The sequence below is a fragment of the Lacimonas salitolerans genome, from assembly GCF_042677865.1.
GTDB classification, from domain to species: domain Bacteria; phylum Pseudomonadota; class Alphaproteobacteria; order Rhodobacterales; family Rhodobacteraceae; genus Lutimaribacter; species Lutimaribacter salitolerans.
Window position 1 is genome coordinate 1 of sequence record NZ_JBHUDD010000050.1, and the last position, 24,476, is coordinate 24,476.

The 24,476-nt window shown below is 65.4% G+C and carries 26 protein-coding genes and 1 pseudogene; 6 read left to right on the forward strand and 21 right to left on the reverse strand.

Annotated elements, in window-relative coordinates:
* Positions 1 to 105: 105 nt before the first annotated feature.
* Positions 106 to 1,125 carry a Hint domain-containing protein gene (locus tag ACFTOW_RS07840; protein WP_379914511.1) on the reverse strand — a complete coding sequence of 340 codons (1,020 nt, stop codon included), beginning with the start codon at positions 1,123 to 1,125 and terminating at the stop codon, positions 106 to 108.
* A gap of 155 nt (positions 1,126 to 1,280) precedes the next feature.
* On the opposite strand from ACFTOW_RS07840, the gene ACFTOW_RS07845 reads away from it, so the two are divergent.
* From ACFTOW_RS07845 to ACFTOW_RS07870, 6 genes are all read left to right on the forward strand, one after another.
* On the forward strand, positions 1,281 to 2,060 hold the full coding sequence (locus ACFTOW_RS07845) for an SDR family oxidoreductase (protein ID WP_379914512.1): 780 nt from the start codon (positions 1,281 to 1,283) through the stop codon (positions 2,058 to 2,060).
* 108 nt (positions 2,061 to 2,168) lie between these two features.
* Positions 2,169 to 3,296 (forward strand): ABC transporter ATP-binding protein, encoded by a 1,128-nt coding sequence (locus ACFTOW_RS07850; RefSeq protein ID WP_379914513.1) that lies wholly within the window; start codon positions 2,169 to 2,171, stop codon positions 3,294 to 3,296.
* A 222-nt stretch (positions 3,297 to 3,518) separates the two neighbouring features.
* On the forward strand, positions 3,519 to 3,743 hold the full coding sequence (locus ACFTOW_RS07855; RefSeq protein ID WP_379914514.1) for a twin-arginine translocase TatA/TatE family subunit: 225 nt from the start codon (positions 3,519 to 3,521) through the stop codon (positions 3,741 to 3,743).
* A 3-nt stretch (positions 3,744 to 3,746) separates the two neighbouring features.
* Positions 3,747 to 4,259, forward strand: a complete 513-nt coding sequence (gene tatB, locus ACFTOW_RS07860; RefSeq protein WP_379914515.1) for a Sec-independent protein translocase protein TatB — start codon at positions 3,747 to 3,749, stop codon at positions 4,257 to 4,259.
* Positions 4,256 to 5,173, forward strand: coding sequence for a twin-arginine translocase subunit TatC (gene tatC, locus ACFTOW_RS07865; protein ID WP_379914516.1), 918 nt, complete (start codon positions 4,256 to 4,258; stop codon positions 5,171 to 5,173). Before tatB ends, tatC begins: the two co-directional genes overlap by 4 nt.
* Positions 5,173 to 6,015, forward strand: coding sequence for an ATP-binding protein (locus tag ACFTOW_RS07870; RefSeq protein WP_379914517.1), 843 nt, complete (start codon positions 5,173 to 5,175; stop codon positions 6,013 to 6,015). The genes tatC and ACFTOW_RS07870 overlap by 1 nt, the downstream gene beginning before the upstream one ends.
* A 16-nt stretch (positions 6,016 to 6,031) precedes the next feature.
* On the opposite strand, the gene ACFTOW_RS07875 is transcribed toward ACFTOW_RS07870, so the two are convergent.
* From ACFTOW_RS07875 to ACFTOW_RS07970, 20 genes and pseudogenes are all read right to left on the reverse strand, one after another.
* Positions 6,032 to 7,264: a peptidoglycan DD-metalloendopeptidase family protein gene (locus ACFTOW_RS07875; protein ID WP_379914518.1), complete on the reverse strand. Its 1,233-nt coding sequence runs from the start codon at positions 7,262 to 7,264 to the stop codon at positions 6,032 to 6,034.
* A gap of 75 nt (positions 7,265 to 7,339) precedes the next feature.
* Positions 7,340 to 7,993, reverse strand: a complete 654-nt coding sequence (locus ACFTOW_RS07880) for a protein-L-isoaspartate(D-aspartate) O-methyltransferase (protein ID WP_379914519.1) — start codon at positions 7,991 to 7,993, stop codon at positions 7,340 to 7,342.
* The gene (gene surE / locus ACFTOW_RS07885) at positions 7,990 to 8,772 is read right to left on the reverse strand and encodes a 5'/3'-nucleotidase SurE (protein ID WP_379914520.1); all 783 of its coding nucleotides are present in this window, start codon (positions 8,770 to 8,772) and stop codon (positions 7,990 to 7,992) included. The genes ACFTOW_RS07880 and surE overlap by 4 nt, the downstream gene beginning before the upstream one ends.
* A 158-nt stretch (positions 8,773 to 8,930) precedes the next feature.
* Positions 8,931 to 9,572 (reverse strand): SDR family NAD(P)-dependent oxidoreductase, encoded by a 642-nt coding sequence (locus ACFTOW_RS07890; RefSeq protein ID WP_379914521.1) that lies wholly within the window; start codon positions 9,570 to 9,572, stop codon positions 8,931 to 8,933.
* 52 nt (positions 9,573 to 9,624) lie between these two features.
* Complete coding sequence (locus tag ACFTOW_RS07895) at positions 9,625 to 9,888, reverse strand: pilus assembly protein PilZ (RefSeq protein ID WP_379914522.1); 264 nt, start codon at positions 9,886 to 9,888, stop codon at positions 9,625 to 9,627.
* A 130-nt stretch (positions 9,889 to 10,018) separates the two neighbouring features.
* On the reverse strand, positions 10,019 to 11,476 hold the full coding sequence (purF, locus tag ACFTOW_RS07900) for an amidophosphoribosyltransferase (RefSeq protein ID WP_379914523.1): 1,458 nt from the start codon (positions 11,474 to 11,476) through the stop codon (positions 10,019 to 10,021).
* A 112-nt stretch (positions 11,477 to 11,588) separates the two neighbouring features.
* Complete coding sequence (locus tag ACFTOW_RS07905; RefSeq protein ID WP_379914524.1) at positions 11,589 to 12,155, reverse strand: CvpA family protein; 567 nt, start codon at positions 12,153 to 12,155, stop codon at positions 11,589 to 11,591.
* 21 nt (positions 12,156 to 12,176) lie between these two features.
* Positions 12,177 to 13,550, reverse strand: coding sequence for a DNA repair protein RadA (gene radA, locus ACFTOW_RS07910; protein ID WP_379914525.1), 1,374 nt, complete (start codon positions 13,548 to 13,550; stop codon positions 12,177 to 12,179).
* Between the two features lie 50 nt (positions 13,551 to 13,600).
* On the reverse strand, positions 13,601 to 14,365 hold the full coding sequence (locus ACFTOW_RS07915; protein WP_379914526.1) for a DNA repair protein: 765 nt from the start codon (positions 14,363 to 14,365) through the stop codon (positions 13,601 to 13,603).
* A 111-nt stretch (positions 14,366 to 14,476) separates the two neighbouring features.
* Positions 14,477 to 14,956 (reverse strand): paraquat-inducible protein A, encoded by a 480-nt coding sequence (locus tag ACFTOW_RS07920; protein ID WP_379914527.1) that lies wholly within the window; start codon positions 14,954 to 14,956, stop codon positions 14,477 to 14,479.
* 3 nt (positions 14,957 to 14,959) lie between these two features.
* Complete coding sequence (locus ACFTOW_RS07925; protein ID WP_379914528.1) at positions 14,960 to 15,346, reverse strand: hypothetical protein; 387 nt, start codon at positions 15,344 to 15,346, stop codon at positions 14,960 to 14,962.
* A gap of 9 nt (positions 15,347 to 15,355) precedes the next feature.
* The gene (locus ACFTOW_RS07930) at positions 15,356 to 16,102 is read right to left on the reverse strand and encodes an ABC transporter ATP-binding protein (RefSeq protein WP_379914529.1); all 747 of its coding nucleotides are present in this window, start codon (positions 16,100 to 16,102) and stop codon (positions 15,356 to 15,358) included.
* A 10-nt stretch (positions 16,103 to 16,112) separates the two neighbouring features.
* Positions 16,113 to 16,897: pseudogene (locus ACFTOW_RS07935) on the reverse strand (MlaE family ABC transporter permease).
* Positions 16,894 to 17,931: an alanine racemase gene (alr, locus tag ACFTOW_RS07940; RefSeq protein ID WP_379914530.1), complete on the reverse strand. Its 1,038-nt coding sequence runs from the start codon at positions 17,929 to 17,931 to the stop codon at positions 16,894 to 16,896. Before alr ends, ACFTOW_RS07935 begins: the two are co-directional and overlap by 4 nt.
* A 52-nt stretch (positions 17,932 to 17,983) precedes the next feature.
* Complete coding sequence (locus tag ACFTOW_RS07945) at positions 17,984 to 18,784, reverse strand: DUF1194 domain-containing protein (protein ID WP_379914531.1); 801 nt, start codon at positions 18,782 to 18,784, stop codon at positions 17,984 to 17,986.
* A gap of 89 nt (positions 18,785 to 18,873) precedes the next feature.
* Positions 18,874 to 20,370, reverse strand: coding sequence for a replicative DNA helicase (locus tag ACFTOW_RS07950; protein WP_379914532.1), 1,497 nt, complete (start codon positions 20,368 to 20,370; stop codon positions 18,874 to 18,876).
* A gap of 172 nt (positions 20,371 to 20,542) precedes the next feature.
* Complete coding sequence (locus ACFTOW_RS07955; protein WP_379914533.1) at positions 20,543 to 21,220, reverse strand: orotate phosphoribosyltransferase; 678 nt, start codon at positions 21,218 to 21,220, stop codon at positions 20,543 to 20,545.
* A 33-nt stretch (positions 21,221 to 21,253) separates the two neighbouring features.
* Positions 21,254 to 22,294, reverse strand: coding sequence for a dihydroorotase (gene pyrC, locus ACFTOW_RS07960; protein WP_379914534.1), 1,041 nt, complete (start codon positions 22,292 to 22,294; stop codon positions 21,254 to 21,256).
* Positions 22,295 to 22,336: 42 nt separating this feature from the next.
* A complete protein-coding gene (locus tag ACFTOW_RS07965; RefSeq protein ID WP_379914535.1) occupies positions 22,337 to 23,317 on the reverse strand; it encodes a phosphoadenosine phosphosulfate reductase in 981 nt (326 codons plus the stop codon).
* A gap of 114 nt (positions 23,318 to 23,431) precedes the next feature.
* On the reverse strand, positions 23,432 to 24,475 hold the full coding sequence (locus ACFTOW_RS07970; protein WP_379914536.1) for a glycosyltransferase family 2 protein: 1,044 nt from the start codon (positions 24,473 to 24,475) through the stop codon (positions 23,432 to 23,434).
* Position 24,476 lies beyond the last annotated feature (1 nt).

The following is a 24,476-nucleotide window of genomic DNA, read 5'->3' on the forward strand; positions in this document are numbered from 1 at the left end:
CAAGACAGACAGCAGTTTCTCAGCCTTCATAGCCCTCGCAGCGACCGTTATTCGCCTCAGATGAACGTCAACAGGCCCTAATCTGGTGAGGTTGCCAAAGCGCGCTCAGCGCGTCGAGGCGCGGCGCAGCAACTCGGCCGCATCGGGCCGGTCCAGCAGCGATTCCTGCACTTCATAGGCCATATGGGGTTTCTGGCCGTGCCCGTTCAGGGTTTCCGACAGTTTCGCGGCCAGTTCGGCGGGCAGGGCCGGGCGCGTGCGCGGGTCGATCAGCAGCGTCTCGGCCGCGATCCCTTCGGCATAGATGATCTGGTGGCTGTCGAACAGAAGTTGAAAGTAATCCACGAACCCGCCGTCCTGCCGGTGCACGCTGGTGCCGTTCACCAGATGGCGCGCACGCACCAGCAACTCGGCCCGTCCGGCCCCTAGGGCATCCGAGCGCTGGTAGATGAACAACCGGTGTTCGGGGCTGACGATCAGGTCATGTTCGTTGTGCAGCGTGCCCGCCGTGATGACGATGGGCGCGTGTTCGCCCACCGCGCGCACCGTGGTCTGGCCGATCCAGCGGATCTCTTGCGGGCCGTCATCGCGGGTTAGCACGCGGTCGCCCACCGACAGATCCTCGATCCGTTTCTGCGCGCCGTTGGCCATGGTGATATGGGTGCCACGCGTGAACGACACGCAGGCCAGCTCGGCCAGCTTGGCCCGGGTGCTGTCGCGGTCGATGGTGACAAGGGCGTAATCGGTCTTGATCCGCAGCGCGGCCAGCGGCAGCGCGTAGATTTCGGCCACGTCGCCATCCTCGTCGACCTCGACCAGGACCAGAACCTCGGTCGTCTGGCCATCGGGCGACATGAAGGTCACGCAGCAGTCCAGATACAGCGCCGCGCCGGGTTGGCCTGCGCCGGTGTCGGGGGCGATCACCAGCGTTTCGTCGGGAAAGGGCCGCACGCTGAGCCGCGTCATCTGCGCCTCGGGCGACAGGGCGTAGACATCGCTGGGCAGCAATTCATCCGCAAAGGACAGCGCATCGCCCAGATTGGCCCCGTTCACCACGGAGATATCCGACGACCGGAACACCGGCAGAGAAAAGGTCGCGTTCTGGCTGGCCTTGACCGTCAGCATGGATGTTTCCGTCTTTCTGTCCTGCGCATTGAAGCAAAGCGTAGAATAGGATTGTGGCAAGGGTCGGTCAACGAGCGGGTGTTTTGCTGGCATAAGCGCAAAGTTTCCGCTAGCTCTTTGACCGCAACAGGAAATTCAGGGCAAGGAGCGACAATATGGATCTGGGGATCAAAGGCAAGCGCGCGCTGGTCTGCGCCAGCAGCAAGGGTCTGGGACGTGGCTGCGCCGAGGCGCTGGCCGCCGAGGGCGTGCATCTGGTGATGAATGCGCGCAGCGATGGCCCGCTGCAAGAGGCCGCGCAGGCGATCCGCGACGCCCATGGCGTCGAGGTGGTGGCCGTGGCCGCCGACATCACCACCGAAGAAGGCCGCGCACAGGTGCTGGCCGCCGCGGGACAGGTGGACATCCTTGTGACCAACGCGGGCGGTCCGCCGCCGGGTATGTGGCACGACTGGGAGCGCGAGGACTTCATCAAGGCGCTGGATGCCAACATGCTGACACCCATCGCGCTGATCAAGGCGCTGGTGCCCGGCATGATGGAGCGCGGCTGGGGCCGGGTGGTCAACATCACCTCGCAATCGGTCAAGGCCCCCATCCCGGTTCTGGGCCTGTCCAACTCGGCCCGCGCGGGGCTGACCGGCTATGTCGCGGGCACCGCGCGGCAGGTGGCCGAAAAGGGCGTCACGATCAACAACCTGCTGCCTGGCATCCACGCCACCGACCGCGCCGTGTCGCTCGATACCGGTGTATCCAAGGCGCAGGGCATCACGATGGACGAGGCGCGCAAGCAGCGCGAGGCGACGATTCCCGCCCGCCGCTACGGCACGGCCGAGGAATTCGGTGCCGCCTGTGCGTTCATCTGCTCGCACCATGCCGGGTTCATGATCGGGCAGAACGTGCTGCTGGACGGCGGGGCCACCAACGCCACGATCTGACCCGGACCGGGACGGCCCGTCGCGCAGCCGCGCGATGGGCTTGCCCTTTTGCGGGCGTGTTGATAGGCGATACCTGACTGGTTTAATAAACTACCCCGTGACCCCAGGATGAAACACGCCGCACCCCCGACCGCGCCTGAAAGGACACAGGTGACCCCGCTCGTTCCCCGTCTGGAAATCCGCGACCTGACCCGCAGCTTTGACGGGCAGGCGGTTGTGGATCATGTTTCGCTCAAGGTGATGCCGGGGCAGGTGACCTGCCTTCTGGGCCCGTCGGGCTGCGGCAAATCCACCACGCTGCGGATGATCGCGGGCGTCGAGATGCAGGATTCGGGCGAAATCCATGTCGATGGCAACCTGATCTGCGACACAGTGTTCCGGGTGCCGCCCGAGCGCCGGATGATCGGCCTGATGTTCCAGGATTTCGCGCTGTTTCCGCATCTGACGGTGGGACAGAATGTCGCCTTCGGCCTGAAAGGCCCGGCCGAGGCGAAACGCGCCCGGGTCGAGGAACTTCTGGGCAAGGTCGGGCTGCAACGCTTTGTCGATGAGTTTCCCTATCAGTTGTCGGGTGGCGAGCAGCAGCGCGTGGCGCTGGCCCGCGCGCTGGCACCGCGCCCGCGTATCATGCTGATGGATGAACCCTTCTCGGGTCTGGACAACCGCCTGCGCGACGATATCCGCGACGAGACGCTCGAGGTGCTGAAGGCCGAGGATGCCGCCGTGTTGCTGGTCACGCACGAGCCGGAAGAGGCGATGCGCATGGCCGACGAGATCGCGCTGATGCGCGATGGCAAGATCGTTCAGCAGGGTGCGCCTTATAATGTCTACAATGCGCCCATTGACCGGCATGCCATGTCGTTCTTTAGCGATATCAATGTGATACGCGGCAAAGTTCAAGGCGCGCTGACAGAAACGCCCTTCGGGCAGTTCCTGGCCCCCGGTGTGCCTGACGGGGCCGAGGTCGACATCGTGATCCGCCCGCAGCACATCAAGCTGGACCTTGACCGGGGCGGGCGCGGCCCCAATCCCACGGTGCAGGATGGCGTGGCGGCGCGGGGCGAGGTGGTGCGCGCCCGTTTCATGGGCGCGGAGAGCCTAGTCGAGATCCGCATGGACTACGATGGCTCGATTCTCAAGGCGACGGTGCCCAACGTGTTCCTGCCCGGCCCGGGCAAACCGCTGTGGCTGATGATCCGGCGCGACCGCTGTTTCGTGTTTCCCGTCGACCGGTGATCCCGGTCGAGAAGTTTCGTCCGAAAATTCTCGACGACAGGCACGCGTGGGGCGAGGCGAGATTTTTCGGAAGAAAAATCTCGGGGACAGGCGCGGCTGAGCGATCAATTTCCACGGTTGGGCACGCTTTGGTCCTTCCATGTGTGCGCCAAGCCCATTAGATACGAACAATGATTTTCGATGGGCCGCACGCGCACAGGCCCCGACCAAGGGAGAGATGACATGCTCAACAATATCGGCCTTCCCGGCCTTCTACTGATCGCGGTTGTCGTGCTGGTTCTGTTCGGCCGCGGCAAGATCAGTTCGCTCATGGGGGAGGTGGGCAAAGGCATCACCTCGTTCAAGAAAGGTGTCGCCGAAGGCACCAAGGAGCTGGACACCGACGAGGACGAAAGCGTGAAAACCGCCAGGGACGTCACGCCGGAAAGCGACAAAGACAAGGTCTGATCCATGTTTGACCTCGGCTGGACCGAATTGCTGGTGATCGGCGTGGTGGCCCTGATCGTGGTCGGGCCAAAGGATCTGCCCGGCCTGTTCAAGTCGGTCGGACGTTTCGTGGGCAAGGCCAAGGGCATGGCGCGCGAATTCAGCCGCGCGATGGAGGATGCCGCCGACGACAGCGGCATGCGCGACATCCAGAAGACCATCCGCAGCGCCACCAACCCGGTCGGCAGCGCGATGGACGGGGTGAAAGATGCCGCCCGGTCGCTGACCGACATCGACCCCAAAAGCCACACAGGCAAACTGTCTGCCGAACGGGCCGAGGCCAAGAAGAAGATCGAGGCCGCCGCCGCGCGCAAGGCCGCCGAGCGGATGCAGCGCGAAGCTGCCGAGGCGCTGGCCAAGGCCGATGCCGCCGAGGCCGAGCTGAGCAAACCTGCCGACACGCCCCCCGCTGACACCGCCGCACCCGCCGCGCCAAAGGCGGATGCACAGGTCGCGACTTCCAAGGACAGTGCATGAGCAACGCAGACGAGATCGAAGAAAGCTCGGCCCCGCTGATCGAGCATCTGGCCGAGCTGCGCACCCGGCTCATCCACTCGGTCGTGGCTTTCGTCATCGGCATGGTGATCTGTTTCACCGTGGCGACACCGATTTTCAACTTCCTGACCGACCCGCTGTGTCAGGTGCTGGCCGACCGTGGGCAGGATTGCGACCTGATCTTCATCAGCCCGCAGGAAGGTTTCTTCGTCGCGATCAAGATCTCGTTCCTGGGCGGCTTCATGCTGGCCTTTCCCTATATCGCCAACCAGATGTGGCGCTTCGTGGCGCCGGGGCTATACCGCTCGGAAAAGGGCGCGTTCCTGCCGTTCCTGATCGCCTCGCCCTTCATGTTCTTTTCGGGCGCGGCGTTTGCCTTCTACGTCGTCACGCCGCTGGCCTATGACTTTTTCCTCGGTTTTCAGCAATTCGGCACCGGCGGCGAGGCCGTTGTGGGCCAGGAAGTCCGGCAGGGCCTGTCGGTCGTGTTCCAGGGCTCGGCGCAGGAGTACCTGAACCTGACGATCAAGTTCATCATCGCCTTTGGCCTGTGCTTTCAGCTGCCTGTTCTGCTGACCCTGATGGGCAAGGCCGGGCTGGTCAGTTCGCAGGGCTTGAAGGATGTGCGCAAATACGCGGTGGTGGGCATTCTGGTGCTGGCCGCCTTCGTCACGCCGCCGGACGTGATCACGCAGGTGATCCTGTTCGTGGTGGTCTATGGCCTGTACGAAGTGTCGATCTTTCTCGTCCGCCGGGTCGAGAGAAAGCGCAAGGAGCAGATGCAGAAAGAGGGCATCTGGTTCGAGGATGATGACGAGGATTTCGACGATCCCCTGATGAAGGAATTCGACGAAGACCCTGACACCGGCGATACCGGCAAGGGCAACCGCGACTGATGGATGAGGCCACGCTGACCCGAATCGCCGACGCGCTGGAGCGTCTTGCCCCCGCGCCTCTGGCCGCCCCCGATCTGGACGCGGCAGATGCCTTTGTCTGGCACGTGTCGCCCGATCGTCTGGTGCCGGTGCCGCATGTTGCCCGCGTGGGGATCGAGCTGCTGGTGGGGGTCAACCGCTCGCGCGATACGCTGCTGGACAACACCCGCCAGTTCGCGCGCGGCCTGTCGGCGAACAATGCCCTGCTGTGGGGCGCGCGCGGCATGGGCAAATCCAGCCTGGTCAAGGCGGTTCATGCCGCCATCCTGGCCGAAGGCCTGCCGCTGAAGATCGTCGAGCTGCAACGCGAGGATCTGCCCAGCGTGCAGCGCCTGCTGGCAATCCTGCGCGCGGCACCCGGCCATCGGTTCGTGCTGTTCTGCGATGATCTGTCATTCAGCCACGATGACCAGCATTACAAAAGCCTCAAGGCGGTGCTGGATGGTGGGATCGAAGGCCGGCCCGACAACGTGATTTTCTATGCCACGTCGAATCGCCGCCACCTGATGCCCCGCGACATGATCGAGAACGAGCGCGGCAGCGCCATCAACCCGTCAGAGGCGGTCGAGGAAAAGGTATCGCTGTCGGATCGGTTCGGGCTGTGGCTGGGGTTTCACGCCTGCGATCAGGATCAGTATCTGGCGATGATCCGCGGCTATTGTGATGCCCACGGGGTCGAGATTGACGATGACACCCTGCGCGCCGAGGCGATCGAATGGCAGGCAACGCGCGGCGGCCGCTCGGGCCGGGTGGCGTGGCAGTTCTTTACCGATCTGGCAGGACGGCGCGGCGTGCGCGTCTGACGCCGCGACAATCGGATCAGTTCAGATACGGGTTCGGATCGACGCTGTCGAAACCCTTGCGCACCTCGAAATGCACATAGTTCGCATCACCGCCGCGGATTTTCGCGATCGTTTGCCCACGGCTGACGTTGTCGCCCTTGGCCACGGTGATGCCTTCGACATTGGCATAGACGGTCAGCAGGTTGTCGGGATGCTTGATCACAACGATGGGCACCTGATCGGCATCCGAGGTGATCGCGGCCACGGTGCCCGAGGCGGCGGCCTTGACCGACGTGCCGGCGGCGGCCTGAATGTCGATGCCGTCGTTGCGGCCCTTGGCGTAGTCGCGGATGATCTTGCCCTGCACCGGATAGCCCAGCCGGGCATCTGTGGTGCTGGCGCTGGTCTGGCTTTGGCCCATGTCGGGCGCGGGCGCATCCGGCTCCACGGGTGTCGCGGCAGAGGCGTCATCGTCGGGCAGCGGCTGCGAGGCCGAAGGCGGTGTCGGCGTGGGTGATCCGCTGCCGGGTGTCGGCGTGTCCAGCGGGGTGGTCGTCGTCTCGGGGGCGGCGGCGGCGCTGCGCGCGGGCGCGGCGGTGTTGGCGACGGGGATCAGCAGATACTGCCCTTCGCGCAGGCCGAAATCACTGCCCAGCCCGTTCCATTCGGCCAGCGAGCGCACCGAAACGTCATAAAGCCGCGCAACGGTATAGGCGGTCTCGCCGCGCCTGACCTGGTGGCGCACCGGCTCGGCCCCGGTCTGCGCGGGGGCCGGGGCGGCGGCGGTCTGGGTTCCGGCGGGGGTTGACCGGTCGATGGCCGAGCCCGCCAGCGTTGTGATATCCACGCGGTCCGGTGACGCTGTCGCCCCGGTCGCGGGCGAGGGTTCGGCCACGCGGTTGGGCAGGGCGATCACCTCGCCCGCGCGCAGGGTATCGCCGGTCTGCAACCCGTTGAACCGCGCCAGCGCGCCCGCGTCGGTGCCGATGCGGCGCGCCACGTCCTGAACCGTATCGCCGCGCTCGGCCACGGCGACCTGATAGCCGGGATAAGAAATCACGCCGCGATTGTCCGCCGGGGGCCGGTCTGCCGCCGCCTGCCGTGCGGCCTGCGCGGTGGTGGGGGCATCGCCGAAATTGCCGCGCAGGTCGAAATCCAGCGGAGCCTCGCAGCCGGCCAGCAAGGCCGTGGCAGCCGTGGCCATCAGCAGGCGGCGGGCGGGAAACGCGGCGGAAAACACAGGGGCGGCGGGTGAAAAACGGGCAATCATCTGTCGATATCCTCGAATGTCTGGTGCCCCTTGTGGCCGGGGCTTGGATGCGGTCTTGCGGCGGCGCGATGGCCCTCAGTCTTCCCGGCCCAGCCCTTCGACCAGCGGCACGAAACGCACCGGGCGCAGTTCGTCATACTCAAATCCTGTTTCGGTCCGGGTCACCCGGATCAGGCTCTGGACCGTGTCCGACTGGCCCACGGGCAATACCATGATACCCCCGATTTTCAACTGGGCCAATAGGGGGCCGGGCGGGTCTTCGGCGGCGGCGGTCACGAGAATGCGATCAAACGGGGCCTGATCGGGCAGTCCGAACGATCCGTCGGCGGTCACGGCGGTGATATTGACCAGACCCATGGCGTCAAACACCCCCTGCGCCTCGCGGACAAGGCGGCGGTAGCGGTCGACGGTATAGACCCGCCGCGCCAGATGGCTGAGGATCGCCGCCTGATAGCCGCTGCCGGTACCGACCTCCAGCACCTTGTCGCGCGGCTGGATCGCCAGGGCCTGCGTCATCAGTCCCACAACCGAGGGTTGGCTGATCGTCTGCCCGCAGGCGATGGGCAGCGGCATGTCCTCGTATGCGCGCCCGGCAAAGATGCCGCGCACGAAAGGCGCGCGGTCGACCCGTTCCATCGCCGTCAGAACGCGCTTGTCGGTCACCCCGCGCGAGCGGAGCGCGAACAGGAACTGCATCTTGCGTTCTGCGGTGGCGGGATCGTCGCTCATATCGCGTCTTTCAGCGCCTCCAGAGTGGCATGGCAGGTCAGGTCGGCGCGCATCGGCGTGACCGAGATATAGCCATCAAGATTGACTGCCGCATCCGTACCCGGGGCTGTCGGCACCTGCTGCTCGCCGCCCTTGATCCACAGGAACCGCCGGCCCGACGGGGCCAGATGAGGCTCGACCGTGAAGGGGGCGTTGCGGCGAAACCCTTGCGGCGCCATCACCGCGCCGCGCACCACATCGGCGGGCACGGGCGGGAAATTGATGTTGAAGAACAACTGGTAATCGGCCTGATCGGCGGGCAGGGCGGCCAGCAGCTTGCGGATCAGGGCGGGGCCATGGCTGCCCGCGGCCTCGAACGGATCATCGGCGGTAAAGTTCTGCGGGCCAAGGTATTGCGACAGCGCCATCGCGGGGATGCCCTGCAAGGCGGCCTCCATCGCGCCGCCCAGCGTGCCGGAATACATCGCGTTCTGCGCCGAGTTGTTGCCGCGATTGACGCCCGACAGCACAAGATCGGGGCGGGCATCGGTCATCACGTCATGGATGCCCGCCAGCACGCAATCGGCCGGGCTGCCCTCGGCGGCAAAGCGGCGGTCGGCCATCTTGGCCATCAGGGTGGGGTGGGTGTAGCTGATGCAATGGGCCACGCCCGATTGTTCGAACGCAGGCGCCACGACCCAGACCTCGCCCTCGGGGCCGGCCAGATCGGCGGCGATCGCCTCCATCACCTTCAGCCCCGGCGCGTTGATGCCATCGTCGTTGGTTACCAGAATACGCATGTATTGTCCCTGTCCTGCCTGCCCGTATCGACCTGACATGTCCTTAGAGGACAGGCGCGCGCGGGGCAAGCGGGGTGGGGCAGGCTGACCGGATCAGGGGGCGCTGCCCCCGTCGCCCGATGGGCGACTCCCCCGGAGTTTACCTGGCAAGATGAAGATCAGGCGATCTGCGTCAGCAGCTTGCGCGCCACATCCATCGGTGCGCTCAGCGTGTCGCGATTCTCGCCCGGAAAGAACCGCGCGCGGGTGGCGGTGGGCATCGGATCGGGGGTCAGCACATGCACCTGCGGGCCGGTCTTGACGGTTTCGGCGGCCCAACTGCGCGCAAGCGCGATCTGCGCGGCCTTGGTGGCCCCGTAGGCGCCAAAGAACTTGTCACCGGCGCGGGCGTCGTCAAAGAACACCGCGCGTCCCGTCGTGCCCAGCAGCGGCGCGATGAACGGGATCAGGATGCCGGTGCCGGTGACATTCACCTCGACCGATTTGCTCCAGTCCTTCTGGTCGACGAACACGGCAGGGGCCATCGGCGCGGCATGCACCGCCGTATGCGCCCACAGGTCGATCCCGCCCCAGCGGTCATGGATCGAGCGGCACAGCTGCGCCATCGCATCGGTCTTGGTGATGTCCATCGGGGACAGCGTGGCGCTGCCGCCCGCGGCCTGAATGCGGTCGTCCAGCTCTTCCAGCGCGCCGGTGGTGCGGGCCACGGCGACGATATGGTGAGTGGCGGCAAGAGCCTCGGCCAGGGCGGCACCCAGTCCGCGCGAGGCCCCAGTGACAAGGGCGATTTTCTGATCCATGGCCGGGGGTTTGCGCGTTTTGGACCGGCGCGTCAAGCGGCTCTGGTGCGGCCTAGTTGCCGGGCATGGTCAGGGTCATGGGCCGGCCGCGCCGTTCGCCCTGCAGCATGCCTGGGGCGATGGCGGTGACGTGCAACCCGTCCACCTGATCACCCGGCGAAACGCGCGCCACCTGGCCCGAGGGCAGGCGCAGCAGCGCGTGCAAGGCCTCGGCTGCGCCGAAGGTGCCGATCAGGATCGGCGTCCGCCCGGGCAGGGCGGCCTGACGGGTTGCCAGATCGGTGACGTTCTGTGGGGTGGGCTGGGCATTGGCCATCTGATGCGATCCTGGTTCGGTGTCGGGAACCGAGCCGATAGGCCAATGCTGCGGGTGCGAAAAGGGGGCGCGTTGCCCATGCGCGCCGGAGCGCCGATGCCGCCGGGTCAGACCGGCGGCAGCGCGCCCGTCATTCGGCGGCTTTCATCTCGAAACCCTTTTCGATCATGTCGGCGGGTTCGATCGGGTACTCCCCGGAAAAGCAGGCGTCGCAATATTGCGGGCATTTCGGGTTGCGGCCCTCGGCCTCGCCCACGGCGCGATACAGCCCGTCAAGCGAGATGAAGCGCAGGCTGTCCACCTGCAGGTAATCGCGCATCTCGTCCTCGGACATGGTGGCGGCCAGCAGCTTGTCGCGCTGCGGCGTGTCCACACCGTAGAAACAGGGCCAGGCGGTGGGCGGCGACGCGATGCGGAAATGCACCTCGGCGGCACCCGCGTCCAGGATCATCTCCTTGATCTTGCGGCTGGTGGTGCCGCGCACCACGCTGTCATCCACCAGGATCACCCGCTTGCCCCGGATCAGGGCGCGGTTCACGTTCAGTTTCAGCCGCACGCCCATGTTGCGGATCTGTTCGGTCGGTTCGATGAAGGTCCGGCCCATGTACTGGTTGCGGATGATGCCCATGCCGTAGGGGATGCCCGATTCGTGGGCATAGCCGATGGCCGCGGGCGTGCCGCTGTCGGGCACCGGGCAGACCAGATCGGCATCCACCGGGGCCTCGCGTGCCAGTTCCACGCCGATCTGGCGGCGCGTCTCATAGACCGAGCGCCCGCCAAGGATCGAATCAGGGCGCGAGAAATAGACGTGCTCAAAGATGCAAAAGCGCGACTGCTGGGGCACAAAGGGCCGCATGCTGTTGAGCTTGCCATGCTCGATCACCACCATCTCGCCCGGTTCGACCTCGCGGATGTACTCGGCTCCGATGATGTCCAGCGCGCAGGTTTCCGACGACAGGATCCAGCCGTCCTCGCCCAGCCTGCCGATCACAAGCGGGCGCACCCCCAGCGGGTCGCGCACGCCGATCAGCTTGGTCCGGGTCATGGCGACGATGGAAAACGCGCCCTCGACCCGGCGCAGGGCGTCCATCATCCGCTCGGGCACCTTGCGTTGCAGGCTGCGCGCCATCAGGTGGATGATGCATTCGCTGTCGGATGACGACTGAAAGATCGAGCCGCGCTCGATCAACTCGCGGCGCAGGGCATCGGCATTGGTGATGTTGCCGTTATGGGCAATCGCCGCGCCGCCCATCGAAAACTCGCCAAAGAACGGCTGCACGTCGCGGATCTGCGTGGCCCCCTTGGAGCCGGCGGTGGAATAGCGCACATGCCCGATGGCAAGGCTGCCGGGCAGGGTTTCCATCAGCGATTGCTTGGTGAAATTGTCGCGCACATAGCCAAATCGTCGGGCGCTGTTGAACCCGCTTTCGGGGTCATGGCTGACGATGCCGCCGGCCTCTTGCCCGCGATGTTGCAGCGCGTGCAGCCCGAGGGCCACGAAATTCGCCGCGTCGGTTACGCCGATCACGCCGAACACGCCGCATTCCTCGTGCAGTTTGTCGTCGTCGAATGGATGTGCGGGGGGCATATGCTTGGACAAGGGCAGCTCCGATTCCCGTGTGGCCTGCGTCTGACCCCCTCTTAGTGGGTTGCGCGGCCAGTGTCACGAAACGATCACATGATCCGCGCCGCCCCGGCCCTTATTGGCTTGCCGGTGCGTCGCAGACGCCCACAAGCTGCTCATATTGCGCGGTTACCCAGCCAAGCGCGGCCTCGGGGTTCTGGTTCTCGATATTGTCGGTCAGCCGCGCAAACACCCGGGCCGAGCGGGAATCGTCGATCATCGCCACATTCTGGCTGGTGATCACGGTGTCATAGACGAAATAGGCCACAGCCACCAACAGGATGCCGCGCAGCACGCCGAACAGGAAGCCAAAGCCCTGATCGATCCCGCCCAGGGCCGAGCGTTGCACCAGCGACGAAAACAGCGGGGTGAACAGCGAGGCGATCACCAGCGCCACGGCAAAGACGGCGGCAAAGGCGGCGATGATGCTCAGCTCGCAACTGTCCGCCAGCATCGCGCCGATCACCGGCACTTCCTTGACCAGCGGCTGCACCTGCGGCGCAAAGACAAAGGCCATCACACCGGCGACGATCCAGCCCGCGATGGCCAGCGCCTCGCGCACGAAGCCGCGCGCATAGGCCAGAAGCGCTGACAAAACGATGATCAGCGCCACGACGCCGTCGATGATGGTGAACCCGTCCATGCCTACCCCTGCTGCGTGGCGCTAACCTGCACCGAATACGTCCCCAACGAAACTGGCCAGATCCGTCATCTGCGTGAGGGTCAGCCCGCCATCTCCCGTCAGTTTTCCACCTGCCGGAACGATTGCGGCGTTGAAACCAAGTTTTCGGGCTTCTTTCAACCTGTTTTCGGCCTGACCCACCGGACGCAGGGCACCCGACAGGCTGATTTCCCCGAAAACCACGGTTTCCGGCGGAAGGCTGACATCCTCGCGCGCGCTCAGCAATGCGGCGGCCACGGCCAGATCGGCGGCGGGTTCGCTGACCTTCAGCCCGCCCGCCACGTTCAGATAGACATCAAGCCCGGTGAACGGGATGCCGCACCGCGCCTCGAGCACGGCTAGGATCATCGCCAGCCGCCCGCCATCCCAGCCCACCACCGTTCGGCGCGGCTGGGAATGCGGGCTGGGGGCGACCAGCGCCTGAAACTCGACCAGCACGGGGCGGGTGCCCTCGATCCCGGCAAAGACCACGCTGCCCGGCGCAGGCTCGCCGCGTTCGGACAGGAACAGCGCCGAAGGGTTGGTGACCTCGGCCAGCCCCGCGCCGGTCATCTCGAACACACCGATCTCGTCTGCCGGGCCAAAGCGGTTCTTGACGCTGCGCAGGATGCGGAACTGATGCCCGCGCTCGCCTTCGAAGTACAGCACGGTGTCGACCATGTGTTCGACCACGCGCGGGCCTGCGATCTGGCCATCCTTGGTGACATGACCCACCATGATCACGCTGACGCCGCGCCGCTTGGCAAAGGTTGTCAGCTCGTGCGCGGCGGCGCGCACCTGCGACACGCTGCCGGGCGCGCTTTCGACATTGTCGGCCCACATGGTCTGGATCGAATCGATGATCACAAGCTGCGGCTTTTCCGCCTCAAGCGTGGTCAGGATGTCGCGCAGGTTGGTTTCCGCCGCCAGCTTGACCGGCGATTGCGCCAGCCCCAGCCGCTGCGCGCGCATGCGCACCTGTGCGCTGGCCTCTTCGCCGCTGACATAAAGCGTCTTGAGCCCCGCATCGGCGAATTTCGCCACCGCCTGCAACAGCAGCGTGGATTTGCCGATGCCCGGATCGCCCCCCACAAGAATGGCGCTGGCCGGCACCAGCCCGCCGCCCAGCACGCGGTCCAGCTCGTCCATGCCCGAGCGGGTGCGCGGGGGCGGCGTCTCCTCGGACGACAGGTCGGTCAGCCGGATCGCGCGGCCCCGCGAGGCGCCCAGCGATTTCGAGGCCGGGCCAGCCGACAGCGGCGCCTCTTCGACGATGGAGTTCCATTCACCGCAGGCGTCGCAACGCCCCGACCATTTCGAATGGGACGCGCCGCAGGCCGTGCAGGTGAAGCTGAGTTGTTTTGCCGCTTTTGCCATACCGCTTAGTGGCCCAAGCGGCGGGGGCGGTCAAACCGCAAATCCGCGCGCTATTCCGCCGCGCGGGGCAGATCGAAAATCCGGTCATCGCCATCACGCAGGGTGGTTTCCAGCCCCAGATCGGGCAGCAGGCCCTGCAACTCGGCGCGCAGCCGCTCAAGCTGGCTGGCGGCCACGCTTTCCTCAAGCTCGACCTGATGCAGCCAGTGGCGCAATTCGGTGGCGATGTGCTTGGCCTCGATCAGATTATGGTTGAACCGCTCGATCTCTTCCTGCCGCTGATGCAGGAACATGCGCGCCCGGGCGACCTTGTCGGCAGAATAGGTCTCGGCCAGTTCGCGGCTGATGTGGCTCATCTGTGCGGCGATTTCCAGCAGGTCGGGCTCCAGCCGTTCCAGATCGGGATGGGTGCGCAGATGGGCCAGCCGTTCGCGCACCGCATCGAATTCCGATGACAGCTTGAACACCCCCTCGCGGTCGGCGGTATGGGCGGCGTGATAGGCGCGGGCGATATCCTCCATCCCGATCTGGAACCGTCGGTGCGCGGTTTCCAGAGCCATGATCCGACCGTTGGCGGGCAGGAAGGCCACCAGCATCACCGCCAGCGCCGCCAGCCCGCATTGCAGCCAGATGCCCGCCTGCGGCAGCGCCTGCGAGCCCCATGACATGTCGATCTGAAGCCACGGCCAGACACCGCTGGCGGACAGGCCGACAGAGCCAACGCCAAGCACCGCCGCCGCGATGATCAGACCGCAGGCGGCACGCTGCAACAGCCCCCGAAAAAGCAGGTAAATGGACGCGATGTTCGCAGACATGCGATTCCCCCAACAACGTGACACCGGACATCGGCAAGTTTACGCCGGTCTGTCTTGATTCCTAAGCGGAAAATGGATCATCCGCGCGCCGAATGCCCGGGAACAACCAGATCAGGGATGTTTCGTTCCCGACAGCGGGTCGTGATCCGGGGAATCAGGTGTCGGTCTGGTCATCAATCCGATGATCAGCGAGGCCAGAATGCACGCGGTGAACAGGTACAGACCCCAAGCCGTCTCGATCCGGCCCACACCGATGCCCTTGATGATGGTGATGTAAAGCGCGATCAAAAACACATCGGCCATGGCCAGCTTGCCCAGCAGGGTCAGAACCGGCCGCGCGCGGGCGTCCAGCCATCCGAATTGCACCAGCGCCAGCCCCAGCACCTTGAGATAGGGCGCAAACAGCGCGAACACCGTCACCAGCAGCGCCAGCACCACGTCGCTGGCCCAGAGCGATTGCAGCCCGGTGATCACGCTGATTTCCGACAGGCCGAACAGCGGCAGCAAGCCAGCCCGCATCAAGGGTGCAAACCACGCGACCGGAAACAGGATCAGCAGCGACAGGTTGGCAATGCGCAGGGCGGTCTGCATCGGTCAGCGCGCCATCAGCCACATCGTCAGCAGCGCCCCGATCAGCAGCAGGTGCAGCGCGTCGATCCAGCGCCAGCGCACCCCCGGCAGAAACGCCGAGGCCAGCATCGGCGCGCTGGCCAGCAAGGGCAGGGCCATGCCGCCCCCCAGATTGCCTGCCTTGATCGCGGTGGCCACCACCGGCCCGCCCTGCAAGCCCACCGTGCCGGGACCGATCACTGCCGCAGCGCCCAGCACGGCCAGCACAAACGCGACACCCGCCGCCAGCCGCGCTGCACCGCGACCGACAAGGCCACGCAGCAGCGCCAGCACCGCCAGCACGGGCAGGTACACGAATTCCTTGAGCAACAGGAAGTTCAGCAGCATCGGGTCAGGTTGAAACGCGCCCATGTCCGGCTCCTATCTGACGGCGGCGATCGGTCCTTGGGCGCGGCCGTGGATGAACTGATCAAGATACGGATCGCCGCTGTCATCCAGTTGCGCCACCGGTCCTGTCCATTTGATCACCCCGTCATGCAACATCGCCACGGTGTCTGCAATCGCGCGCACTGATGACATGTCATGGGTGATGGTCATCGCCGTCGCCCCCATCTCGACCACGATTTCGCGGATCAGGTCGTTGATGACACCGGCCATGATCGGGTCCAGCCCGGTGGTCGGCTCATCGAAAAAGATGATCTCGGGCTCGGCGGCGATGGCGCGGGCCAGCCCCACGCGTTTCTGCATGCCGCCCGACAATTCGGCGGGCAGCTTGTCGGCCACATCCGGGCTCAGCCCCACGCGGCGCAGCTTTTCCATCGCGATCTCGCGCGCCTGCGCCTTGGGCCGTTTCAGACGCCCGCGCAGCAGGCGGAACGCCACATTCTGCCACACGGGCAGCGAATCAAACAGCGCGCCGCCCTGAAACAGCATCCCGAACCGCGCCAGAAAGGCATCGCGATCGGCTTGCGCTACGTCCTGCCCATCCAGCGTGATCACCCCGCTGTCGGGCCGCACCAGCCCCAGCACGCATTTCAGCAGCACAGACTTGCCCGTGCCCGACCCGCCGATGATCACCATCGAGGTGCCCGAGGCGATGCGCAAATCCACGCCGCGCAGCACGCGATTGTCGCCGAATGCCTTGTGAACGCCTGATAATTCGATCATCCCGCGCTCCTCAAACTGCGAAAAACAGACCCGTCAGCAGGAAATTCGCCGCCAGGATCAGGATCGCCGCCGCCTGCACCGATCCCTTGGTGGCCGCGCCCACACCATGCGCGCCGCGCCCTGAATTCATGCCGTAGAAACAGCCCATCGTCGTGGCGATCACGCCGAACACCGCGCCCTTGACCAACGATGAGATCACATCCAGCGGCTCCAGGAAATCCACCGTGTTCTTGAGGTATGTCGCGGGGTTGAAGCCCAGGGTGTTCACCGCCACCGCATAGCCGCCGAAAATCCCGATGATGTCGCCCACGCCCACCAGCACCGGCACCACGATCAACCCGGCCAGCACGCGCGGCGCGGTCAGGTATTTCATCGGATGGGTGGACAGGGTCACCAGCGCGTCGATCTGCTCGGTCACCTTCATGGTGGCGATCTCGGCGGCGATACTGGATGTCACCCGCGCCGCGATCATCAGGCCCACCAGCACCGGGCCAAGCTCGCGCACCATCCCGATGGCCACGATCTGCGGCACCACCGCCTCGGCGCTGAACCGCGCGCCGCCGGCATAGATCTGCAACGCCAGCGCGCCGCCGGTAAACAGCGCGGTCAGCCCCACGACCGGCAGCGACAGCCAGCCGATTTGCAGCAGCGCGGCCAGAAACTCGCGCCCATAAAGGGCGGGCGCACCATGTGCCCCACCGCATCGGCGGCAAAGATCGCCACCCGGCCGATCATCGCAAGGGCCGCCAGCACCGCACGCCCCAGCGCACCCAGCGGGCGGGCCAGCGCGGTCATGTCTCGTAGTAACGGCGGTGATAGCGCCCGCCAAGCGCGGTCAGGATTTCATAGCCGATGGTGCCCGCCGCATCGGCCAGCACATCGACCGTGTTGTGATGGCCCAGCAGCTCCACCGCCTGCGGTTCAGGCTCCACGCAGGTCACATCGACGCCGATCAGGTCCATCGACACCCGGCCCACCATCTTGCAGGCGGTGCCGCCGACCCAGACATGCGCCTGCGGTCCCATCGCGCGGATGATCCCGTCGGCATAGCCTGCGGCGATGGTGGCGATACGGGCCGGTTCGCGCGCCGTCCAGGTGTTGCCATAGCCCACGGTTTCACCCGCATCCACATCGCGGATCTGGATCACCGGCACGCTGACATGGGCAACCGGCTGCGCGGCGTCAAAGGGCTGCCCGCCATAAAGGCCCACGCCCGGGCGCGTCACCTCGAAATGATACTCGGGGCCCATCAATATGCCGCCCGTCGCCGCCAGCGACCGGGGCACGGCCATGCCATCCGTCATCTCGCGGAACATCGCCAGCTGATGCGGGTTCATCGGATGAACGGGGTCATCCGCGCAGGCCAGATGCGACATGATCAGGGTCATGTTCTGGCCCGTCGCGATCTCGCGCAGGGCGGCCCATTCGGCGGGCTCCATCCCCAAGCGGTTCATGCCGGTGTCCAGCTGGATGCCGAAGGGCGCGTCGGGCAGCGCCTCGAGATGGCGCAGCATCTGGTCCAGCGAGTTGATCATGGGCACCAGCCCCAGATCGCCGATCATGTCGGTATCGCCGGGCATATGGCCCGAAAACACGTTGATCTCGGGTCCCGGACCAAGCGCCTGACGCAGTTCGGCGCCTTCCTCGGCGACGGCGACGAAGAACCGCCGCGCGCCTTCGCGGGCCAGCCGTCGGGCCACGCGGTCCACCCCGCATCCATAGCCATTGGCCTTGACCACCGCAGCGGTCTCGACATTCGTTTTCGCGTCCAGCGCGCGCCAGTTGGCGGCGATGGCGTCCAGGTCAATCGTAAGGGTCGCAGCTGTCATGGCGGGGTTTTGGCAGACGGGCAGGCGGGGTCAAGCGAAAAGCAGGGTGCGCTCAGGGCTCCATGAAAATCTGCATGTTGCGCCGCCATATCTGTTCCCCGATCAGGCAGTCATAGTCGGGACGCTGGCGCATCTGCGCCGGGATCACGCGCGCCGGCGTGCCTGCGATCTCCAGCACCAGCTTGCGGCGCACCGCGTCGCCGAAATCCTCCCACTGCGTCACGGGGATAAAGAACGCGCCCGGCCCGCCGATCACGCAGGCCTCGTAATACACGTCCAGATCGGGAATGCCCCACCGCGAGGACAGACCGTCGGTCGTCATCATCGGCAATCCGTTGATGGTGATCCCCTGCGCGATGACCGTATCGCGCATGTCGTCCACGGCGCGCCCCTCGTTGTTGGGCCCGTCGCCCGACACGTCGATCACCCGGCGCAGCCCCTGATACTGGTTCGTGGCGATCATCTGCGCGCCAAATCCCAGCGCCCCCGAGATCGAGGTGCGCCGCATCGACCCGCCCGAGTTGGTCAGGATCTGCCCCGCCACCCGCTCGGCATCCTGCGCGTTTTCCAGCAGGGTCCAAGGCACCACCACGCGCTGCGTGCCGCTGCCGGCCCATTCGACATAGGTGATGGCGATGCGCCCCAGCAATCCGCCGCCCACGGCACCCAGCACCGCGTCCGAGGTCAGCGCCGCAGCATAGCCCTGCCGCTGAATCTCCAGCTCGCGCGGCGACATCGAGCGCGACACATCCACCGCCAGCACCAGTTCGACATCCACTTCGACCAGCGTCTGGGCCTGCGCGGGCAGGGCGGTGGCAAGGCAGGTCAGGCAGGCCGCAATAAAATTTCGCATGCCCCATTGCGCCACAGCCCGGCGGCCCCTGTCCATTCACAAACGCGCAAGCCGGGCGGTTTTTGCCACTTGTGCTGAAACGCAGGGCGTCAGAACCCGTCGGGGCCGTCGGTCTGCTGCCAGGGTTTGACCAGGTTGCCAAAGCGGGTGAACCGACCCTCGAAGCTCAGTTCGACTGTGCCGATGGGGCCATGGCGCTGCTTGCCGATGACCACCTCGGCCTTGCCGTGCAGGCGCTCCATCTCGTCCTGCCACTTGGCCATCGCTTCCAGATCGTGATCGCCGGGCTTTTCGCGTTCCTTGTAGTATTCCTCGCGGAACACGAACATCACCACGTCGGCATCCTGCTCGATCGAGCCGGATTCGCGCAGGTCGCTCAGTTGCGGGCGCTTGTCCTCGCGGTTTTCCACCTGCCGCGACAGCTGCGACAGGGCGATCACCGGGATGTTCAGTTCCTTGGCGATGGCTTTCAGGCCCATGGTGATCTCTGAAATCTCGTTCACCCGGTTTTCCGAGCGTCCACCGCCGCGCACCAGTTGCAGGTAATCGACGATCAGAACGTCCAGACCATGGGTGCGTTTCAGCCGCCGTGCGCGCACCGCCAGTTGCGCGATGGGCAGGGCGGGCGTGTCGTCGATGAACAGCGGGCAGGCCTCGAGGCTTTTTGCGGCATCGACAAAGCGGCGGAACTCCACCTCGGTCATGTCGCCGCGCCGGATCTGTTCGCTGGGCACCTCGGCGGCTTCCGACAGGATACGCGCGGCCAGTTGCTCGGCGCTCATCTCAAGACTGTAAAAGCCCACAACGCCGCCTTCGACCGCGCCTTCGGTGCCATCGGGCAGCGTGCCCTTGCGATAGGTTTTCGCGATGTTGAAGGCGATGTTCGTCGCAAGCGAGGTCTTGCCCATCGACGGACGCCCGGCAAGGATCAGCAGGTCGGACTTGTGCAGCCCGCCCAGCTTCTTGTCCATGTCGATCAGCCCGGTCGAGATGCCGGCCAGCCCGCCTTCGCGCTGATAGGCGGCATTGGCCATGTTCACCGCATCTGTGACCGCGCGCAGGAACGACTGGAACCCGCTGGCGGTCTGGCCCTGCTCGGACAGCCGGTACAGCGACTGTTCCGCCTCGACGATCTGCTCTTTCGGCTCGGAGTCGATGTCGACCTTTTTCGCGCGGTCCACGATCTCGTGGCCCAGCCGGATCAGCTCGCGCCGCACGGCCAGATCGTGGATCATCTGGGCATAGTCGCGCACCGCATAGGCGCTGATCGCCGCCCCCGCCAGACGCGCCAGATAGGCCGGGCCGCCCAGTTCCTTCAGCCCTTCGTCATCGTCAAAGAACGCCTTGAGCGTGACCGGGCTGGCCAGGTTGTTCTTGGCAATGCGCGCGGCGGCCACCTCGTAGATGCGGGCGTGGACCGGATCGTAGAAATGCTTGGAATTGATGATGCTGGCCACGCGGTCATAGACATCGTTGTTGGTCAGGATCGCGCCCAGCAACTGTTGTTCGGCCTCGATCGAGTGGGGCATGGTGTCGGCGTCCTGCACCTCGGCCCCGGTCGGATTGAAAGTCGTCAGCTCGTTCATCGTCATTCCCTGCTGGTGTAGGGCGTCATAGAAACACAGGCGATTCCCGGCAAATTGTATGTTTCTGTGGATAAGCTGTGGGCAGCCCGGCCACACCGCTATCTTGCGTCACCGGGGCGGCCCGCGTCAATATATTGTAAGGGTCGGTCGGCAACGGATGGCTGACCAAGCGTCAGTTCATCCGCGCCTTCTGCCATGTGCGTGGATCACGCAGGAACGTTTCCACCTCGGTCAGCGTCTCGGGCGTGAACGCGCCCTGCGCCTTGGCTTCGTCCAGCACATCCCACCAGGTGCACAGGTGATGCAGGGCAACGCCATGATCGCCCAGCGTCTTTTCCGTCTCGGGGAAGATGCCGTAATAAAAGATCACCGCCGTGTGCCCGCAGGTGGCCCCGGTCTCGCGGATCGCATCGACGAACGACAGCTTGGAGCCGCCATCGGTGGTCAGATCCTCGACCAGCAGCACGCGCTGCCCTTCGGTCATCTCGCCCTCGATCCGGGCATTTCTGCCGTAGCCCTTGGGCTTCTTGCGCACATAGGTCATCGGCAGGCCCATCCGCTCGGCCACCAGCGCGGCAAAGGGGATGCCCGCCGTCTCGCCGCCCGCGATGTTGTCGAACACCTCGAACCCCGCGTCGCGCAGGATGGTGATGGTCAGGAAATCCATCAGGGTGGACCGGATGCGCGGATAGCTGATCAGCTTGCGGCAGTCGATATAGCTGGGCGAGGGCAGGCCCGAGGCCAGCGTATAGGGCTGTTCGGTGTTGAAATTCACCGCCCTGATTTCCAGCAGCATCCGCGCGGTCAGACGGGCGATTTCGGCGCGGGTGGGGTAGGTTGTGGGGATCATGGGCGGTCCTTGAAGCTTTGGCTAGGGCGGGCGTCAGGCTGTAACAGACCAGACAAGCGGGAAACCGGGGTCGAACACCGTGACCTCGCCCTCTTCGGTGATGATCTTGGGCGGATAGGTCACGGGATCGCCTTTGGTCAGGGTGATGGTCTCCGAGTTTATCGGCAGGCCATAGAACGCAGGACCGTGGCGTGATGTGAACCCTTCCAGGCGGTCCAGCGCGCCCATGTCCTCGAACACCTGGGCCAGGATCGACAGCGTGTTGGTCGCGGTGAAGCAGCCCGCGCAGCCACAGGCGGATTCCTTGTTGGGGTCGGTGTGCGGTGCCGAATCCGTGCCAAGGAAAAACCGCGCATCGCCCCCGGTGGCGGCGGTGCGCAGGGCCTGACGGTGCTCTTCGCGCTTGGCGACGGGCAGGCAATAGTAATGCGGCCGGATGCCCCCCACCAGGATATGATTGCGGTTGATGATCAGATGATGGGTGGTGATGGTGGCCGCCAGATCGGCGTCATGCGCCTGCACATACTGCACGCCCTGTTGCGTGGTGATATGCTCCATCACCACGCGCAGGCCGGGGGTGGCGCGGCGCACCGGGTCCAGCACGCGGTCGATGAACACCGCCTCGCGGTCGAAGATATCGACCTCCGGGTCTGTCACCTCGCCATGCACGCACAGCGGCAGGCCGATCTCGGCCATCCGCTCCAGCACCGGGCGCACGCGGTCGAAATCGCGCACGCCGCTGGCGGAATTGGTGGTCGCCCCGGCGGGATAGAGCTTCACCGCCTTGATCAGACCGCTTGCCGCCGCCTGCGCCACGTCCTCGGGGTCGCTATCCTCGGTCAGGTACAGCGTCATCAGCGGCTCGAACACCGTGCCCTCGGGCAGGGCGGCCATGATCCGGTCGCGATACTGCTCGGCCTGCGCACCTGTCACGACGGGCGGCACAAGGTTGGGCATGATGATCGCGCGGGCGAAATGGCGCGCGGATTCGGGAAGAACTGCACGCAGCATCGCGCCATCGCGCAGATGCAGGTGCCAATCGTCGGGGCGGGCGATGCTCAGGATATCTGTCATGCCAGCGCGATTAGCGCATCACGCGCGCCTGCGCCAGTGGGGTCAGACGCCCTCGTGGCGCGGGGGAAGCACCAGCTTGCCCTCGGCTGCCGCCTTTTCCAATGCCTCGAGCCGACGGCGGAACCGCGGCACGTTCATCCGGGCGCTGACATTGCGGCACAGCAAGGCCGCCAGATAAGGCCGGTCGCGCGAATCCAGCACCCCCAGCATGTTGCGCAGATAGCCGCCGTAATCACGCCGAGCGCGGTGCATCCGGGCAAAGCTGTGCGCGCTCAGGCTGTCATCCGCCGCCGGTTCCAGCAGGTCGGGCAGAATTCCCATCTTTTGCAGATCGCCCTGCAACGCGGTGCCAAAGAACGGCATGCGCAGCTTGGTCACATTGGGCCGGGTGAACAGCGCGGCATGCATCGCGTCCAGATCCTCGGTCGGGTCATACAGGACATAGCCCCGATGCGCGGCATCCAGCATGTCGGGCGCATAGCCATAACGATCGGTAAAGGCGGTGCGCCGCATGTGGATGAACCGGTCGTCCCATTCTGTCACCCGCGGATCCAGCGTGGCCTGCGGCTGCACCATCACCACCCGCGCGCCGGGGGCGGCCACCGAATAGGCGGCGGCGGCATAGCCCGCTGGCCCCGCGCCATAGAACAGAACCGTCTCGAAATCCTCGAAAAACCCGTCGTCGATCAGCCGGTCGAAATAGCCATAGATCGTCTGGTCGCGAAACCAGGTATCCCCGTCCGAGAACAGGCCCAGATGCGACCATCCCTGATCCAGCACGAAATCCCATCCCAGGGGCCGCGCGCCCTCGGGGTTGGCCTGCGCGCCCTGTATCGATTCGAACGTCACCAGCAGCGTATCGCCGGCCTCGACAAAGGCACCGAAATGCTTGTGCCCGCAGGACTGGAAATGACCATGCGCGTCGGCGATGGCAGCCAGCTTGCGGATCCATGCGACCTTTTTCAGCCCCTCAAGGCTGTCTTCAAGCTGTTGTTCCAGGCTGCGCGGGGCCTCGTCCTGCATACCACTCGTCCTCAGGTTTTGCGGCGCCCATTCGCCCGGGCGCGGATATTTGATTGGGCACAGATCTAGGCGCGGTTTGCGGCAGGATTGCGGAGAATCCGTGGGGTTTTCGGGCTATTGCGCCCCGGCCGCACGGGCGCGATTGGCGTATTGTATCAGGAAACGCGCCGCATTGGCAGGCAGCGGCTGCGTCGGCGGCGTCATCAGCAGCCTCCCCATCAGCGCGCGGTAGGGTTCCAGCAGCATCAACGCATCGAACCGCGCCCTGCGCCAGGCCACCGCCTCGGCATGCAGCCGGGCCAGTTCGGGATCAGCCATCAGCGCGTCCAGATGCAGGGCGCTGTCCAGCGCGTGAATGGTGGTATCCGCGTCGGTGCAGAAATTCCGCTCGACCCAATAGTCCAGATCAAGCATGTGATCGGAATGCACCGCACGGCCCCGGTCGGCCTTGACCACATAGCTTTCCATCGCGCCCAGAGGATAGTGATTGATCTGCGCCAGCGCGTAATTCGACCGGCCATAGGTCGAGAAAATCCGCCCGGTGCGGAACTTCTCCTCCAGCTCGCGCCCCTCGCCGTCGAACCAGCGCGCGTCGGCCAGCCGGTCGGGATCAGGGTTGCGCGGGCGGTGCACGCCCAGTTTGCGATAGGTGCCATCGTTGCGATACAGCGTCTTGAACATGGCCGACCGCCAGGGCCAGTGCATCACCACCGGCGCGGCGCGGGTGAACTGCCGTGTCACCGGCTGATCGGCGTAATGCACTACGCCCGCATTGCCGAACAGCCGCCAGGTCAGGGTGATCGCCGTGGCCTCCGGCAGCGCCGCCAGCAGCGCGGGCAGGGTGCGGTCGCCCACATGGATGTTGACGAACTCATCCACGTCCAGCGTCAGAATCCAGATGGCCCGCCGGACGATCGGCAACCCCTCGGCGGCCTTGTAGGCGGTGAACTGGATGCCGCCCTTGTCATGCGGGCCATCGTTGCGCTTGTGCGTGACGATCCCCAGCGTATCCAGTCGGTCCAGCATGGCATCGGTGCCGTCCTGACAATCGTTGGAAAAGATCAGGAAATCGGTAAACCCCACGGCCCGATGATGGGCCAGCCATTCCAACAGAAAGGCCCCTTCGTTCCGCACTGTCAGAACCGCAAGGAAATTCAAG